Source organism: Microbacterium marmarense, assembly GCF_037204165.1.
Lineage (GTDB): Bacteria > Actinomycetota > Actinomycetes > Actinomycetales > Microbacteriaceae > Microbacterium > Microbacterium marmarense.
In genome coordinates this window covers 109,286-124,513 of the sequence record NZ_JBBDGL010000001.1, presented here as the reverse complement: position 1 = coordinate 124,513, position 15,228 = coordinate 109,286, and the positions used below count along the sequence as shown (strand labels likewise).

Sequence of the window (15,228 nt, the reverse complement as noted above, 5' to 3'; positions counted from 1 at the left end):
TCCAGGTTGAAGCGTCGTTCTCGACGGTACCCGTTAGAACACAGCGCAGGGCGAATGTACCGAGATCTGTGGATGAAGGGTGGGCAACGCAAAGGGCGCCGAGTGCAGAGCGGATGCTCTGCGCCCGGCGCCCCGCATTCTGCTACTGCGAGTTGTGCTGACCGCGGCGGCGAATGGCCAGAACAAGTGCTCCCGAGAGCAGCAGCCCGCCAGCGAGCGGAAGCAGCCAGCCTCCGTCGAAGCCAGTTGCCGGAAGCGCGGCAACCTGAGACGCATCGGTTACCTCAAGATCAGCGAAGACGCTGATGCCATCGGCTCGCACCTCGATCTCGTGCGATCCTGCGACCGTCGAGACAGGGATGGTGACTGACACGCTGAGGGCATCATCATCCGCAACGACCGACGCGAGAAGCACGGGATCTGAGTGGAGCCAGATCTCTACTGTCTCGCCGGCGGCGACTCCCTTGGCGGTGACAGTGATCGAGCCTCCGGCCACCACCTCGCTGCTTGAGAGGGTGACGCTTGCCTCTGTCGTCGGATCCACTGGTTCCGGTTCGGTGGTCGGGTCCGGGGTCGGCGTCGGTGACGTCGTCGGGTCCGGGGTCGGCGTAGGCGTAGGCGTAGGCGTAGGCGTCGGTGTGGGCACGGGTGTGCCGTCATACGTCAGCGCAGGGGCCGTGGTCACGACGTGCCGGGCCAGTGTCTCTTGCTCGAGCGCGTAGCCCATCGCAAGCACCTCTGCGTCAGTCCAGGCTGTGCCGACGATCTGCATCGCAACTGAGTAGCCGTGCTCGTTCGTTGCCACTGGGACGACGACCGTAGGCAGACCCACGTTGGAGGTGAGAACGCCGGTTGAACGGTCAGCGCTGTGCTGGTTGCTGTTGCCGTCGTTGTTGTAGATGTCGCTCAAGAATCCGGCGTACACCAGCACGTCGACTCCCTCCGCCTCCATCCACTCCTCGATGATCTCCTTGTACTCGGCGCGATAGTCGAGCCACGCGTCAACCTCTTCATCTGTCATGCGAGGTGTGTCGTTCAGTTCTTGCTGGCGGTACAGGATCACGTTGGGATCAGCCCGCAGTTCGTTGCCGTCAGCGAAGGGGAACAGACCGTTCTGCTTCTCGATGTATCGTGCCCATCCTTCGATGCTTCGACTTCCGCTCGGCGATGACGGCCGATCAGGCGTAGCATCCAGCTCGACCATCGTCGCGCCAGCGGATTCGAGAGCGGCGAACTGCGACTGCACCGTAGCCCCGGTGTCGTCGTCTGCATAGGCCGAGACGAACGAATCAGGCAGGTAGCCCACACGCACACCCTGAAGTGCCGACGTGTCGAGTGCTGCCGTCCAGTCCTCGGGACGGTGCTCATCAGCTTCGGCCGTCAGGATGTCGTCGGGGTCTGTTCCGGTGGTGGCGTTCAGCAGGTAGGCAAGGTCGGTGACTGTCCGGGCGATGGGGCCCGCGTAGTCCTGAGCCCACGACAACGGCATAACGCCTGTGTCGCTGGCCATTCCGTCTGTGCCGCGGAAGGTCGTAAGGCTTGACCCTACGGTCGGCGCGTACAGTGACACGCCGGTCTGGGTTCCCAACGAACCGGCTGCCAAGCTCGCGGCCACCGAAACGGCAGATCCGCCACTGGAGCCGAACGATGTCTTCGACGGGTAGAGCGCGTTCCACACTTGCCCGAAGTAGCTCTCGCTACGGCTGCCTGAGTTGGCGAACTCCGAGAGATTCGCCTTGCCGATGATCACGGCGCCCGCTTCGCGCAACTGCGCAACCTGGAAAGCATCATGGTCGGGCTGGTAGTCAGCGAGAGCAGCGGTGCCGCCAGAAGTGGGCATATCGAAGGTATCGAACAGGTCTTTCACCGCGATGGGAATGCCGAGCAGTTCGCCCGTTGCGCCGCCTGCGCGCGCCGTATCAGCGGCACGTGCCTGCTCGAGCGCGGTGTCTGCAATGGTGATGAAGGAGTGGTAGCCGAACTGGCCCTCGTCATACACATTGATGCGGTCCAGATAAGCCTGGACGATCTGCTCTGACGTGGTCACGCCAGACTCCATGTCGGCTTGCAGCTGCTCGATCGTCTTGTTTACGACGTCGTACGCAGAACTGGTCACAGCGTCAGCGGTTGCTGGAACGGCTGGCATTGTCAAAGTCACCGCGTCTGCGCATTCAAGGCTTGGATCGAGCGCTCCGATATCCCAGTTCGCCACCGAGCAGATCTCATCGGTCGAGAGCCCGGTGAGGTCGGGCGCGGTGGCAAGAGCCTCGAGATCCATTGCCGCGTCAGCTTGCGAACCCGCCTCATCCGAGCCGGCGATGATGAATCGAGCCAGCGACTGCGTCTCTCCGGGAGCGATTTCGAGGGTGTTGATGTAGCCGACGAAGTTGGCTTCGTGTCCCTCGGTTGCCATCGCAGTCGTGAACGGATCACGTTCTTGGTTGCCCGTGCCCGCGAGGGCGCCCTCAAACGGTGCGGGCGTTCCCAGCACCACTCCGATCGGGCGATTTTCATCGTCGGTGGTTGCCGAGAGAGTCCACGCGTCCTCTGCCGTTACAAGGTCGTCACCGCTGGACGTCGACCTAATCAAGCTCTGGTCACTTCCCGACCCATAGCCGAGAGCTCCACCGAAAGACACCTCGACCGTGAGGGGTGCGCTCGTCGTGTTGGTGAACGAATCGAAGTAGCGGGCGGTGTCGCTATCGATGTCGATCGAAATGTCGCGCGTCATGCTGATGCCAGCAAGCGGGACTGCTGCGGTGCTCTCGTACTCACTTGTGCCGTCGAAGCTGAGGCTGAACCCGCGCATCATCTCGCCGTTGAACCGAACAACGTCATCGGTGGTGACGCGCACGAAGATATTGCCGAATCCATCCACGCCTGATTCGCTGATCGCGCGGATGCTGCCGGTGTCGAGCCCGGGTCGAGCGGAGTCGTGGAACTGCCACTCTGCTTCGTTGCCCGTCGTGACGGCGGTGACGGCTTGGGCGCCGACCGTGGGCACTACGCAGGCAGTTGCGACCATCAGGGCGGCACCGCCAATCGCGAGGCGCCTTGTGTGTTTTCTTCGCTGGTATGGCGTGGCCATAGGGAAGTACTCCAATGGGGAGGGGCGTGGTGGTTGCATCCGAGAGGACCGCTGGCGACGTTAGTGACGTCATATGTCCGACTTGTTTCGAACAAGCCGGACTCTTGTTTCAGGTCTCATCAGGCAATCAACCGACGCGCACCGGGCCGCGAAAACGGCCATCGCGCATGATGGGCTCGTATCTAGCCCGTCACCTCGAGCGACTCGTATGAGGTGTTTCCACTCACCACGTCGCCGTACGCGCGCATGAGCATGCCGCGTAGAACGGATTCGTCGACTTTCTCAAGATCCTTCACGTAGAGACACGCGACGCTCGAGGTGTGCGGACCGAGGTCAGTCATTGCGGCAGCGTGTCGTTCGAGTGCGTCGAAATAGATCGTGGATGCGGCTTTGCGGGGCGCAAACGCAAGGATGGGCATATCGCCCTGGTTGCCGGTCGCGTAGCGGTAATGGCAACTTCCGAAGCCGATGATCGTGCCCCACAATTCGGGCTCGCGCCCGCTGATCTCGCTCATGAGCGCGACGAGAACCTCGGCGTCGCGGCGCCGAACTGCTGGCGTTACTTCTGCAATGAAGGCCGCGACGCTGCCGCCTGTCTTGTCCACTTCAACCCTTTTCCGTCTTCGCCGCTGCCTTCATGGCCCGTTTATGCTCTCGCACCTTTGTCAGGGACTCTGCAGAGACGATATCGGCGACGCTGCGAAAAGAGCCTTCCTCGCCATATGGAGTGGATGCTTCGCGCCATCCAGCGCCCTCATAGCCGTACTGCTTGCCAATCAACGCGAGAAAGATCTTTGCCTTCTGCTCGCCGAATCCGGGCAAGGCCTTCAACCGCTTGAGAACGGTGGCGCCATCGGGCGGTGAATCGGAGCCAGATGCCGGACGACTCCAGATAGCGGCGGCATCGCCGTTCCACTCTTCGGTGATGGCCGTGCACAGCAACTGCACACGCCGCGCCATCGACCCGGGAAAGCGGTGCACGGCGGGAGTCTTCTTGAATTGCTCCACGAAGGCTTGTGGCTCATAGCCAGCAATGCTGGCGGCGTCGATCGACCCGATGCGCTGCGAGATCTTGAGCGGGCCAGCGAACGCAGATTCCATCGCGATCTGCTGGTCGAGCAGCATGCCGATGAGCAACGCGAGCGGATCTTCGGTGAGGAGTTGATCTGCGGCATCGTCGCCTGTGATGTGAAGGCTCATGCGCTCTAGTCTTTCACTGCGGTGGGAGGATGGGCAGGTGGCAGATTCTGATGGTGCCTTCAACAACCTGGTTGCGCACGCGCACGACGCGCATTTCGTGATCGTCGGCGGCGGGATCGCAGGGCTGACTTTCGCCTATGAGTGCGCAAAGGTGGGCATCGCCGTAACGCTGTTCGAGAAAGATGATGAACTCGGCGGCACGATCGCGTCCGTGGAGCTTGATGGCGTGCGCATCGACACGGGCGCCACCTCGTGGCAAGCGAAGAGCCCCGCAATGAGTGCTCTGATCGCCGAGCTCGGGTTGCAAGATCGCGTTGTCACGCCCGCCAGAGACCAGGTGTGGATTGCTGACCCCGCTCGCGGGTGGGCAGCCCCGCTTCCCGCTGACACCGTGCTGGGCATTCCCGCGAACACGTGGGATGAGTCGGTGCGTCGTGTCATCGGCTGGGGCGGTACGTGGCGCGCGTACCTTGATCGGTTGCGGCCACCACTCACCATCGGGGTTTCACGAAATCTCGGTGCCCTCGTGCGCTCGCGCATGGGAGAGAAAGTGCGGGATCGCCTTGTGGCGCCGCTGACATTCGGGCGCTTCGGCATCGCACCCGAAGACGTCGACGTCGATATCGCCGCTCCCGGTCTGAACGCCGCGCTGACACGCACCGGTTCGCTGGGTGGCGCCGTCTCAGACCTGCTGGTCGACCGCAATCGGGAAGCTTCGATTCACAGCCTTGACGGGGGAATGCCGCAACTCGTCGAGGCCCTGCGAGCACGGCTGGTTGAGCTCGGGGTCGTGATGCGCACGGGCGCGACGGTGACGGCTGTCGAACGTTCCCAAGACGCTCACTGGCAGGTGCATGTCGAAGCGGCCGAGGGTGACGTTCGCGAATCGTCTGAAGTCGTGCACAACGCCACCGTCGTTGTGCTTGCGACTCCCGAGGCGATCAGCCGTGACCTGGCGGCGCAGGCGCTTGGCCGGCCGCTCGCGACCGCGCGGGCGAACGTGCACAGCCGCGAGATTGTGACCCTGGTTCTGGCTGCGCCAGCGCTCGATGCGGCAGCGCAGGGCACCGAGGTGTACGCGGTGCCCGGATCGTCTCGAGCGTCGGGAATCGTGCACCAGACTGCACGCTGGCGGTGGCTCGAACGCGAGACCGACGCCGGGCGCCACGTGGTGAGTGTGGCGTTTGACACCGACGGAGATCCTGCAGGGGTGACCGACGCTGAGCTTCGCACGAGCGCCGTGGAGGCGGCATCAGCTCTATTGGGTGTCGCGCTCAATGAGGCGCACGTGCGCGGGATGCACCGTGCGCGTTTTGTGCTTGACCAACCGAAATCGACCCGTGATCACGCCGAGAGGCGCGCCGGTGTGCGGTCAGAGCTAGCCGAGGCGGGCGACCTCGTTGCGGTAGGCGCGTGGCTGTCGGGAAGCGGGCTCGCGCAAGTGGTCGCAGACGCCGTGAGTGAAGCGGATCGAATCCGAAGCGCGGTGTTGTGGGGTGAGGCCGGTGGTGACTAGTCGATGATCCGTTGTTCGCGCAACCCCGAATACCTGGATTGGCATATAGGGCTACTCTGGACACACCAATAGGCGCATCACCGAGCTTAAGGAGGCCCCCATGAGAGGCAAATCAGGACTCGTAGTCGGCCTGGCCGTCGGATATGTACTCGGCACACGTGCCGGGCGCGAGCGTTACGACCAGATCAAGACTCAGTGGAACAAGCTCTGGCAGCTCGACGTTGTTCAGGATCAGGTCACAAAGGCAACAGACTTCGCCAAGTCTTCGGCGATGGCGTTGCCGAGCACACTGTGGGATTCGGCCGTCAAGGTGGCCAAGGCGGCGTCATCGAATGGCTCCGCTGGCTCGAAGATCGATGCCGTCATCAAGGCGAACAAAGATTCCGCCGCAGACGTCGCCCAGGCCGCTGAGACGACGGCCGCCGCGGTGAAAGATGCAGCGGAAGACGCAGCGAATGACGTCTCAGACGCTGCCGACGAAGTAAGCGAAGCAGCCAAGAAGTCAACTCGCAAGCGCACCGGAGCCTGATATGCCCACGCCTCGTGGATACCGCGACCGCGCAGACGACAGTTTTCTGTCACTGCTCGGCGACCTGCCCGAACTGATTCGAAACCTGGTCATCGCCGAGGTCGATGCAGCGAAAACGTGGGCAACGCGAGCCGCGCAGGATGGCAAGTGGGGTGCGATCTGGGTATTTATCGCGCTGTTCTTCCTTTTCTGGTCGATCCCCGTCTTCGGCACTTATCTCATCGCCGGCCTGTCGTCGTGGTGGCCGGTGTGGCTGTCAGCTCTGACCATCTTCGTCGTGATGATCGTCGCCACCGTGGTGTTCGCACTGCTCGGGTTCATGCGATTCCGCAACATGGTCAAACGACAGAACCCCGTTCAGTCGATCACCAAAGACATCAAGGAGATGAGCGATGAGCTCTGACGCGCCACAGATCCTGCCGCGCACAGCGGTGCCCAATGGGCTGGTCGATCCCGTCGAGAAAGCCCGAGCTGAGCTCAAAGCGGCGCTGGCTGCGATCGAGATCAAGGGGAATGTTCCCCGCCGACTCGCGGACCGCCTCGACGAGGCGACACTGAAAATCAAGAAGGCTCAGCAACGCAATCCTGAACGCGCAATGGCGGTCGCTGTTGCCGGTGCGGTGACCGTAGGGGTCGCCGTGTGGGCCCTGGTGAACTCGATCACTCGCTGACGTATCAGCTCGATCACGTTGTCGGGCTTTTCTGAGATGAACCGTGCATTCACGGGGTATGCTCAGGAAAGGCAGTGCAATGGTGCGAAATGCTGCCGATAGTGCGCAATCCCGATTCAGATGCGCGCGTCGGCTGCTCGAACTTATCGTGGGCGGTCGACTGCACCACGAGAGTCAAACCCCATGAAACCAGTGACACAACCGATTCATACCAAGCCCCTGGCCGGCTGGCGCGTTCTCGTGCCTCGCGGTGGCCCGTGGGGCGACGGTGTTGCCGCGAACTTGCGCAAGCAGGGGGCTGTGCCCGTCATCGCTCCGCTGATCAACTTCGCTCCGGCTGACGATCAGGCAGCGCTCGAGAAATCACTTGCCGACCTTGCGGCCGGTCAGTTCGAGTGGCTCACAGTCACGAGTGCGACGACAGTTGACGTTCTCTACGCATATCGCGCGAAGATTCCCGCAACGACCAAGATCGCCGCGGTGGGCGAAACGACCGCGGCGGCGCTGATTGCGGTCGGTTACGACGTCACGTTGGTTCCCGCCGAAGACAACTCCGCCGCTGGCATGGCCGAGCAGATCCTGGCTCTTGAGACCGAGCCACGAGAGATCCTCACGCTGCGCAGCGAAATCGCAAAGCCGGTGCTCACTCGAATGCTCAAGGCAGCCGGGCACAACGTGCGAAGCGTTGTCGCCTACCGCACGGTCGGCGTGCCGGTGACTGATCGAATCGCCGAAGACGTGCGCTCGGGCAGAATCAACGCGATTCTGATTACGAGCGGGTCGGTAGCCACGCAGGTCTACGAGCAGTTTCCGCATGTTCCCGACTCAACCGTGATTGCTGCGATCGGGCCGCGCACTGCAAAGGATGCGCGCAAGGCAGGGCTGGGAGTCGACGTCATCGCGCAGACGCAGACCGTTGATGCGCTTATCGAAGCCGTTGGCAGATTTCCGCTTCCCCACGCGGCAGACGAATTCGCCCCGTGACCGCTCCAGCGCGAGTCGTTGTGCTCGCGGGCGGAGTAGGCGGCTCGAAATTCGTGCTCGGCGTCAGAGACGCACTTCGTGCGCGTGGCCTCGCAGACACAACTGCTGCGCTGACCGTCGTCGTCAACACCGGTGACGACCTGTGGCTGTCTGGTGTGCGCCTGCAACCTGACGTCGACTCGATCACCTATGCCCTCGCTGGAGTCAACAACTCTGAACAAGGCTGGGGTCGCGCGGGCGATACCGAAAGAGTGAACGAAGAGATCCAACAATGGGGGGCTGGTTGGCCTTGGTTCACCCTGGGTGATCTCGACCTGGGCACTCACCTCGCTCGCACCGGGTGGCTGCGTGAGGGCCTCACCCCGACACAAGTGCTCGAACGGATGTCAGCGCGATGGCAGCTTGGCGCACGTCTGCTGCCCATGACTGACGCTGAGGTCGACACGATTGTCGAGCTGAACGATGCCAGCCGCATGCATTTTCAAGAGTGGTGGACGCGTCATCGAGCCCGGCTCGCCCCGGCACGCTTCGAAAATCCCGGTATCGATGAGTCTGCGCCAGCACCCGGAGTCGAAGCAGCGATCGCCGAGGCCGACATTGTGCTGCTTGCTCCCTCGAACCCGGTGGTGTCGATAGGTCCCATTTTGGCTGTGCCCGGCATGAGCGAAGCGCTGCGTCAGACGTCAGCCGCGGTCGTCGGTGTCTCGCCGATCATCGGCGGTCGGGTGGTTCGCGGTATGGCCGACGTCTGCCTCGGCGCGATCGGCGTTCAAACGTCTGCCGCCGCTGTCGCCGCACACTACGGATCTCGTGCTGACGGCGGTGTGCTGGACGCGTGGTTGATCGGTGAGGAAGACTCGGCCGAGAGCGCAGCCATCGACGACGCCGGCATTCGTTCGGTCGTTGTGCCGCTTTGGATGAAGGATGCTGCGAGCTCCGCCGCGCTCGCTGAAGCGGCACTGTCGGCCGTGAGTATCTGACGTGCCCGAACTGTCGAGCATCGCGTGGATTCTGCTGGCAGTTGCCGCGGTGACGGTGGGCGTCTCTAAGACCGCGGTTCCAGGAGCGAACACCATCTCCATTGCCATCTTCGCGGCAGTCTTACCCGCGAAGGAGTCCACGGGCGCCCTGCTCATCTTGCTGATCGTGGCCGACGTCTTTGCGGTTCTGATGTATCGGCGTTCGGCGAATTGGGCGGCATTGCTTCGCCTTGCGCCCGCAGTGGTGGTGGGCCTGCTGCTCGGTGTGGGGTTCTTGTATCTCGCGAACGACCTGTGGGTGAAGCGAACCATCGGCATCATTCTGCTCGCGGTGATCGCCATCACGTTGCTGCGCCGGCGAATGCAGTCCACGGTGTCAGATGCGGCCCCTCACCGCGTTGCGGCTGCGACATATGGCACTCTCGGCGGCTTCACCACTACGGTCGCCAATGCTGGCGGTCCGGTGATGTCGATGTACTTCCTCGCGGCACGGTTTTCGGTGAAGGAGTTCCTGGGCACGGCCGCTTGGTTCTTTGCTCTGGTGAACCTCGCGAAACTGCCGTTTTCGATCAGTCTGGGGCTGGTAACCCCCACGGGACTGCTGCTTGACCTCGTGCTGGTGCCGCTGGTGGTTGTCGGAGCCCTAGGCGGCCGCTGGCTCGCCAGCCGACTGAACCAGCAGGTCTTCGAACGCCTGGTGATCGGTTTCACGATCGCGGGCGCGCTTTACTTGCTGTTGTCTCCCTGAACAGTCCCCCGGGCCAGTACCGCCGTGGTGCGAGGCCCAAGTCCTAGGCGCTGCGCGAGGCCAAGATGCTCGGCCGTGTCGACATCGCGGCGAAGAGATGATTCGCCGGGCACATCGAGCGGGGCGTGGCGCATAGCAAGGTGCCTGGCGAACGAGCCCTCACCAAAAGCTGTCTTCCACGTCGCCCCTGCTTGCATCGTCACCAGCGTCGAACCGGTGCCATCCGCATCCGCGACTACGCCTTTATCAGCGGATGCTGCGCTGTTGAGCGCTCGCTCCAGATCACGCGGTTGCAGCGCCGGTAGATCTGCGAGCAGCGCTGCCCGCAGCATCCCTTCGGGCACGGTTTGGATACCGAGATCGATCGCGTCATTGAGCCCGTCGGCATCGCCCTCGTCAACGAATCGCAGCCGCGGGATATCGGCAGCGTGTATGGCCAGGGTGGGGTCGTCGGTGACCACGACGATGCGCGTGACCACGGTGCAGGCGGCAACGGCCGCGATCGTATCGAGCGCGATCGCGCGAGCGAGCGCAACGCGGTCGACGCCCGACACATCAAGGCGCGATTTGCCGCGCGTTGCAGCCTTCACCGGAATGACGACCGCCCACCCGTCGGGTGAGTGGTCGTGGGTCACGAGGTGAACCGGGCGCGCAATCTCGGCAGAATCTCAGCGCCGTACATGCGCAAGAACTCTTCTTGGTCGTGCCCAGGGTCGTGGAAGACGAGGTGACGGAACCCGAGGTCGACGTACTGGGCAATGCGCTCGACGTGCTCGTCGGGATCGGTCGAGACGATGAAGCGGGACGCGGCGCGTTCGACGGGCAATTCTGAGGCGAGCCGCTGCATCTCGATCGGGTCGTGCACGCCCATCTTCTCTTCTGGCGACAGGGCGAGCGGGGCCCAGAACCGCGTCTTCTCGAGCGCAGTGGCGTGATCGGGGTGGTATGACACCTTGACTTCCATCAGCGTGTCGATCGACCCAGCGTCGCGGTCAGCTTTCGAGAGACCGTCTTTGAGTGCGGGCAGAAGCGTCTCGGAGTAGAGGGCAGGGTCTTTGCCGCTGGTGGTGATGAACCCATCGGCGATACGGCCCGCTAGGCGCGTAGCGGCCGGGCCCGCTGCACCGATGTAGATCGGCACTTTGTTCTCAGGAGAAGGACGGTCGTAAACCGTGGCATCTTTCACCGAGTAGTAGGTGCCGTCAAAGGTGACGCGCTCGTCGTCCCAAAGCTTCTCGATCAGTGTGATGGCCTCTTTCAACCGCTGAAAGCGCTCTGGTGGCTCGGGCCACTCAAGGCCCAGCGTCACTTCGTTGAGCGCTTCGCCCGTGCCAACGCCGAGCACGATGCGACCCGGGTACATCACACCGAGAGTTGCGAAGGCCTGTGCGATGACGGCCGGGTGATAGCGGAACGTCGGGGTGAGCACCGAGGTGCCCAGCACCACTCGCGAGGTGCGCGCGCCGGCGGCGCCGAGCCAGGGGAGCGCGGCGGGCGCGTGGCCGCCGTCGTGCATCCACGGCTGAAAGTGGTCAGAGAGAAATACGGAGTCAAACCCCATCTCTTCAGCGAGAACGGTGAAGTCAACCAGCTCGCTCGGGCCGAACTGCTCGGCAGAGGCTTTGTACCCGAAGCGCAGGGGAATGGTCATGATGGTCCCTTCTCTGTGCGCACATCGGCGCGTGTGTTTACATCGACGAACTCTGAGCCATCTGCGCGGGCGAGTCGCGCGCGGAACGCGTCGACCGTGCCGGGCCAAAGCAGCGTAAGCCGCCCTGAGCGTTCGTCAACGTACCAGTTGCGGCAGCCGCCGACCATCCAGGGGGTGGATGCTGCGGCCTCGGAGATCTCTTCGCTATAGGCCCGCTCGGCATCCGGATCGACTCGCAAGACCCCGGAACGAGAGCGCACCAGCCCGCGCACCGCGTAGGCGGCCTGCTCTTCGATCATGAGCACTGACGACGAGTGACCAAGAGCGGCATTGGGGCCGTCGAGCACGAACATGTTGGGAAAACCTGCGACGACAGTCGACCCGAACGACGTCATGCCCATCGACCAGTGCTCGTCGAGGGTTTCGCCCTCTTCTCCCGTAACCAATTCCGCGTACGGCTGACTGGTCGTGGCGAAACCCGTAGCGAGCACCAGCGCGTCAGCCTCATATGACTCGCCGCTGGCTGAGACCAGAATGTTGCCGCGGATCGATGTGAGCGCGGACGCTTCGAGGGTGACCGCGTCTGAGGCGACGGCGGGATAGAACTCATCTGAGAGCAACACGCGTTTGCAGCCGAAGTCGTAGCCGGGGGTGAGCGCCTCCCGCAGTGCGGGGTCTGGCACCTGTGCTGCGAGGTGGGCCGTCGCAGTGGCCTGGGCGGCCGCGGCAGCTTCAGCATCCCCTGAGCGGGAGGCGAACCGGGCCTCGCCCTCGGCATACAGTTCCGCGCGCAGGCGAGCCAATTCTGCCGGACGAGATGCGAAGCGTGCGCGCTGATCGTCGGAGTAGGGTACCGCTCCGCGTGGCACGATCCACGCCGGCGAACGCTGAAACAGAGTGACGTGCGCCGCTGTGCGCGCGAGTTCTGGCACGAGCTGAATCGCGCTGGCTCCAGTGCCGACAACGGCGACGCGAAGGCCAGCGAGATCGGCGGAATGATCCCACCGTGAAGAGTGGAAGATCGGGCCCGCGAACGAGTCGAGGCCGTCGAGCTCGGGGATGGACGGCTCTGTCAGCCGACCGCAGGCTAGAACGAGGGCTCGCGCTGTGATTTCAGACGATTGAGTGGTGATGCGCCAAAGCTCTGCTTCAGCATCCCAGTTCGCCTGAAGCATGGCGGTGCGCAGGTGCAGACGCTCGCCGAGGCCCTCGTTGAGGGCGACTGTTTCGAGGTAGGCGCGAATCTCGCTGCCCTGAGCGTAAAGGCCCGACCAGTCGGGGTTGGGGTGGCTGGCGAAGCCGTAGAGATGCGCGGGCACGTCGCAGGCAACACCGGGGTAGGTGTTGTCGCGCCAGGTGCCTCCGACCGAGGCGGCACGCTCGAGCATGACGAAATCGTCGATCCCCGCGCGCCGAAGCGCAATCGCCATGCCCAGCCCCGCGAAGCCAGCGCCGATGATCGCCACGTCGTGGGTGCGCGTCATCGCCCCACCTCGCGGTAGTCGGTGGTGCGTTGGCGGAACGGCCGAAACAGGCGCGCGGTCATTGCCCTCGCGTCGTGCACCGGAAGCTCTTGACCGCACTCGATGCCAGCTTCGGGCTTCACCCTGCCATCGAGCAATGTGCCGCCCAGATCGTCGCCACCCGAGCGCAACAAGACGGCAGCGATTTCGCGGCCCACTCGGGTCCATGGAATCTGAATATGGGGGATGCTGCCAGAGAGCATCAGACGAGATACGGCGACCATCGCTCGATGCTCGTCAACAGGCGCACGGCCCGTGACCAGAGAAACTCCCCCGGCGGGCCCGGGCAGAGGGATCGGCACGAACTCGTTGAAGCCTCTCGTAGCGCCTTGAATCTCACGAAGCCCGCGCAGGTGTTCGACGCGCTCGACCGCCGTTTCGACGTGGCCGTAGAACAGCACCGATGTCGATTGGAATCCGGCGCGGTGTGCAGCGGTGATTCCTTCGATCCACCGGTCGATCTCGAGGTCGCCGGGTGCCACCAGAGCACGCACGCGCTCGCTCATGACCTTCACCCCGGTGCCCGGGACCGTGTTGACCCCGGCATCCCTCAGCGCGGCGAGCGCACCGTCAAGACCCAGACCCCCGCGGTCAGCCAGATCGAAGACGTCTTGGGGGCGATAGGCGTGCAGATGAACTTCGGGGGCCGCGTGTCGCAGCGATCGCACGAGAGCGAGGTAGTCGGCAGGGTCACTTTCGGCCGGCAGCAGACCCTGCACGCAGATTTCGGTGGCGCCGAGTTGCACGGCATCGAGGGCGATTGCTGCGGCGTCGTCAAGAGTGAAGGTTGCCGGGTCGTTCGACGCCACCGCGCGCAGTCCGCTCGAGGTGAGGTTGCGGTTGACCACGAGGCTCACCGCCTCACCCACGGTGTAGCGACGTACATCATCGGCGGTGGCCGTCAGCGCATCAAGGTCGGAGCCGGTGGCGCAAAGCAGCGTCTGCCACTCGGTGTTGTCAAGGGTCAGCGGCTCTGACGCCGCGGCCTCGGCGAGTTGGCGCACCGAGTTGCCTGACAGGGCCCGTCTCGGCTCTTGCGGCGCGGTCGCCCGAACTCCCTGCTGGGCCGCCGGGTTTTGCGCAAGCCCGGTTCGAGGATCAGCCAGCGCCGCCACCGGCTCGCGCATGGCCGGGTCGAGCCAGGTGTCACCTTCTCGAATGAACTCGGGGTGAGCGGTCAAGCGTTCATGCAGCGCGAACCCCAACTCGGCCGTGCGCGCCGCGAGATCGTCAAGGTGCGGCCACGGGCGCTCGGGATTGACGTGATCCGCTGTGAGCGGCGACACCCCGCCCCAATCGTCAGCCCCCGCCCGCACGAGCAGGTCGAATTCCGCCGTGTCAGAGAGGTTGGGCGGCACTTGGATGCGCATGTTCGGCCCCATCACGACGCGCGCTGTCGCCACGGCAGCGACGTACTCAACAAGCGCTGCATCGGGTGCAGCCTGCATGGCGGTGCGGGGTTTGGCGCGGAAGTTCTGCACGATCACTTCTTGCACGTGGCCCTGGCGACTCCCATCGTCACGAGTGACCATATGAGCCTCGTGTGCATCGCGGATCGCAATCAACGACTCCGCCCGATCGTGCAGCGTCTCGCCGATGCCGACAAGGATGCCGGTGGTGAACGGAACCCGCTCGCGCCCCGCGTCTGCGATGACCGCCAACCGCACGGCCGGGTCTTTATCCGGAGAGCCGTAATGCACCTGCCCCGGCTCCTCGAAGAGGCGGCGCGAGGTGGTCTCGAGCATCATGCCCATCGATGGCGCGGTGGAACGCAGCTTCTTGATCTCGTCCGCGGTCATCACGCCCGGATTCAGGTGCGCGAGCATTCCGGTTTCGGCAGTGATCAGGCGAGCGATGTGACCGACGTAGTCGATGGTCGAGGCGAAACCGTGTTCGTCGAGCCAGGCACGCGCCTCAGGCCAGCGGTCTTCTGGACGATCGCCGAGCGTGAGGAGTGCTTCTTTGCAGCCGAGGGCCTGCCCCTGCCGCACAACGGCGAGAACCTGTTCCGAAGACATGAACGCTGGTTTGCTCTTCTTCAGCAGTTGGCCCGGCGTGTCGACGAAGACACAGTAGTGGCAGCGGTCACGGCACAGAGTGGTGAGGGGAACGAAGACCTTGCGTGAATAGGTGATCACTGCGGCTCTGCCCGCGTCGCGCAGCCCCTGGTCGCGAAGTGAGCTCGCGAGCTCGAGCAGCGCGTCAAGGCTGTCGCCAGTAGCGGCGAGGAGAAGTTCAGTCTCGGCGGTGCTCAGGCGCTCGCCGTTGCGCGCGCGTTTGATCGCGTTATGGAACGACGCGGGTAGCGCCTGCGGTGGTTCGAGCAGGGTCACCGAAC

General features: G+C 63.8%; 14 protein-coding genes. 7 read left to right on the top strand and 7 right to left on the bottom strand.

Annotated elements, in window-relative coordinates:
- Nucleotides 1-142: 142 nt before the first annotated feature.
- The 3 genes from WDU96_RS00510 to WDU96_RS00500 form a co-directional block, all read right to left on the bottom strand.
- A complete protein-coding gene (locus WDU96_RS00510) occupies nucleotides 143-3,025 on the bottom strand; it encodes an amidase (protein ID WP_337336530.1) in 2,883 nt (960 codons plus the stop codon).
- Between the two features lie 245 nt (nucleotides 3,026-3,270).
- On the bottom strand, nucleotides 3,271-3,693 hold the full coding sequence (locus tag WDU96_RS00505; protein ID WP_337336529.1) for a DUF1801 domain-containing protein: 423 nt from the start codon (nucleotides 3,691-3,693) through the stop codon (nucleotides 3,271-3,273).
- Nucleotide 3,694: 1 nt separating this feature from the next.
- Nucleotides 3,695-4,288 carry an HhH-GPD-type base excision DNA repair protein gene (locus WDU96_RS00500; protein ID WP_337336528.1) on the bottom strand — a complete coding sequence of 198 codons (594 nt, stop codon included), beginning with the start codon at nucleotides 4,286-4,288 and terminating at the stop codon, nucleotides 3,695-3,697.
- Nucleotides 4,289-4,325: 37 nt separating this feature from the next.
- On the opposite strand from WDU96_RS00500, the gene WDU96_RS00495 reads away from it, so the two are divergent.
- From WDU96_RS00495 to WDU96_RS00465, 7 genes are all read left to right on the top strand, one after another.
- Complete coding sequence (locus WDU96_RS00495; protein WP_337336527.1) at nucleotides 4,326-5,804, top strand: protoporphyrinogen/coproporphyrinogen oxidase; 1,479 nt, start codon at nucleotides 4,326-4,328, stop codon at nucleotides 5,802-5,804.
- A 100-nt stretch (nucleotides 5,805-5,904) separates the two neighbouring features.
- The gene (locus WDU96_RS00490; RefSeq protein WP_337336526.1) at nucleotides 5,905-6,333 is read left to right on the top strand and encodes a hypothetical protein; all 429 of its coding nucleotides are present in this window, start codon (nucleotides 5,905-5,907) and stop codon (nucleotides 6,331-6,333) included.
- 1 nt (nucleotide 6,334) lies between these two features.
- Complete coding sequence (locus WDU96_RS00485) at nucleotides 6,335-6,736, top strand: phage holin family protein (RefSeq protein ID WP_337336525.1); 402 nt, start codon at nucleotides 6,335-6,337, stop codon at nucleotides 6,734-6,736.
- Nucleotides 6,726-7,004 carry a hypothetical protein gene (locus WDU96_RS00480; RefSeq protein WP_337336524.1) on the top strand — a complete coding sequence of 93 codons (279 nt, stop codon included), beginning with the start codon at nucleotides 6,726-6,728 and terminating at the stop codon, nucleotides 7,002-7,004. Before WDU96_RS00485 ends, WDU96_RS00480 begins: the two co-directional genes overlap by 11 nt.
- A gap of 183 nt (nucleotides 7,005-7,187) precedes the next feature.
- Entirely contained in the window at nucleotides 7,188-7,988 is an 801-nt protein-coding gene (locus tag WDU96_RS00475) for a uroporphyrinogen-III synthase (protein WP_337336523.1), read from the top strand.
- The gene (gene cofD / locus WDU96_RS00470; RefSeq protein ID WP_337336522.1) at nucleotides 7,985-8,968 is read left to right on the top strand and encodes a 2-phospho-L-lactate transferase; all 984 of its coding nucleotides are present in this window, start codon (nucleotides 7,985-7,987) and stop codon (nucleotides 8,966-8,968) included. The genes WDU96_RS00475 and cofD overlap by 4 nt, the downstream gene beginning before the upstream one ends.
- A 1-nt stretch (nucleotide 8,969) precedes the next feature.
- Nucleotides 8,970-9,716 (top strand): sulfite exporter TauE/SafE family protein, encoded by a 747-nt coding sequence (locus WDU96_RS00465; RefSeq protein ID WP_337336521.1) that lies wholly within the window; start codon nucleotides 8,970-8,972, stop codon nucleotides 9,714-9,716.
- On the opposite strand, the gene cofC is transcribed toward WDU96_RS00465, so the two are convergent.
- From cofC to cofG, 4 genes are read right to left on the bottom strand one after another with little or no spacing between them, the layout of a single operon-like run.
- Complete coding sequence (gene cofC, locus WDU96_RS00460) at nucleotides 9,695-10,351, bottom strand: 2-phospho-L-lactate guanylyltransferase (protein WP_337336520.1); 657 nt, start codon at nucleotides 10,349-10,351, stop codon at nucleotides 9,695-9,697. The genes WDU96_RS00465 and cofC overlap by 22 nt on opposite strands.
- Entirely contained in the window at nucleotides 10,348-11,367 is a 1,020-nt protein-coding gene (gene fgd / locus WDU96_RS00455) for a glucose-6-phosphate dehydrogenase (coenzyme-F420) (RefSeq protein ID WP_337336519.1), read from the bottom strand. The genes cofC and fgd overlap by 4 nt, the downstream gene beginning before the upstream one ends.
- Nucleotides 11,364-12,851, bottom strand: a complete 1,488-nt coding sequence (locus WDU96_RS00450; RefSeq protein ID WP_337336518.1) for a flavin-containing monooxygenase — start codon at nucleotides 12,849-12,851, stop codon at nucleotides 11,364-11,366. The genes fgd and WDU96_RS00450 overlap by 4 nt, the downstream gene beginning before the upstream one ends.
- Nucleotides 12,848-15,223 (bottom strand): 7,8-didemethyl-8-hydroxy-5-deazariboflavin synthase CofG, encoded by a 2,376-nt coding sequence (gene cofG / locus WDU96_RS00445; RefSeq protein ID WP_337336517.1) that lies wholly within the window; start codon nucleotides 15,221-15,223, stop codon nucleotides 12,848-12,850. The genes WDU96_RS00450 and cofG overlap by 4 nt, the downstream gene beginning before the upstream one ends.
- Nucleotides 15,224-15,228 lie beyond the last annotated feature (5 nt).

Excerpts from the sequence above, each read along its gene's own strand:
- WDU96_RS00510 (WP_337336530.1), bottom strand. The coding sequence starts at position 3,025 with ATGGTCGCAACTGCCTGCGTAGTGCCCACGGTCGGCGCCCAAGCCGTC.
- WDU96_RS00500 (WP_337336528.1), bottom strand. The coding sequence starts at position 4,288 with ATGAGCCTTCACATCACAGGCGACGATGCCGCAGATCAACTCCTCACC.
- WDU96_RS00490 (WP_337336526.1), top strand. The coding sequence starts at position 5,905 with ATGAGAGGCAAATCAGGACTCGTAGTCGGCCTGGCCGTCGGATATGTA.
- WDU96_RS00485 (WP_337336525.1), top strand. The coding sequence starts at position 6,335 with ATGCCCACGCCTCGTGGATACCGCGACCGCGCAGACGACAGTTTTCTG.
- WDU96_RS00480 (WP_337336524.1), top strand. The coding sequence starts at position 6,726 with ATGAGCTCTGACGCGCCACAGATCCTGCCGCGCACAGCGGTGCCCAAT.
- WDU96_RS00475 (WP_337336523.1), top strand. The coding sequence starts at position 7,188 with ATGAAACCAGTGACACAACCGATTCATACCAAGCCCCTGGCCGGCTGG.
- fgd (WP_337336519.1), bottom strand. The coding sequence starts at position 11,367 with ATGACCATTCCCCTGCGCTTCGGGTACAAAGCCTCTGCCGAGCAGTTC.
- WDU96_RS00450 (WP_337336518.1), bottom strand. The coding sequence starts at position 12,851 with ATGACGCGCACCCACGACGTGGCGATCATCGGCGCTGGCTTCGCGGGG.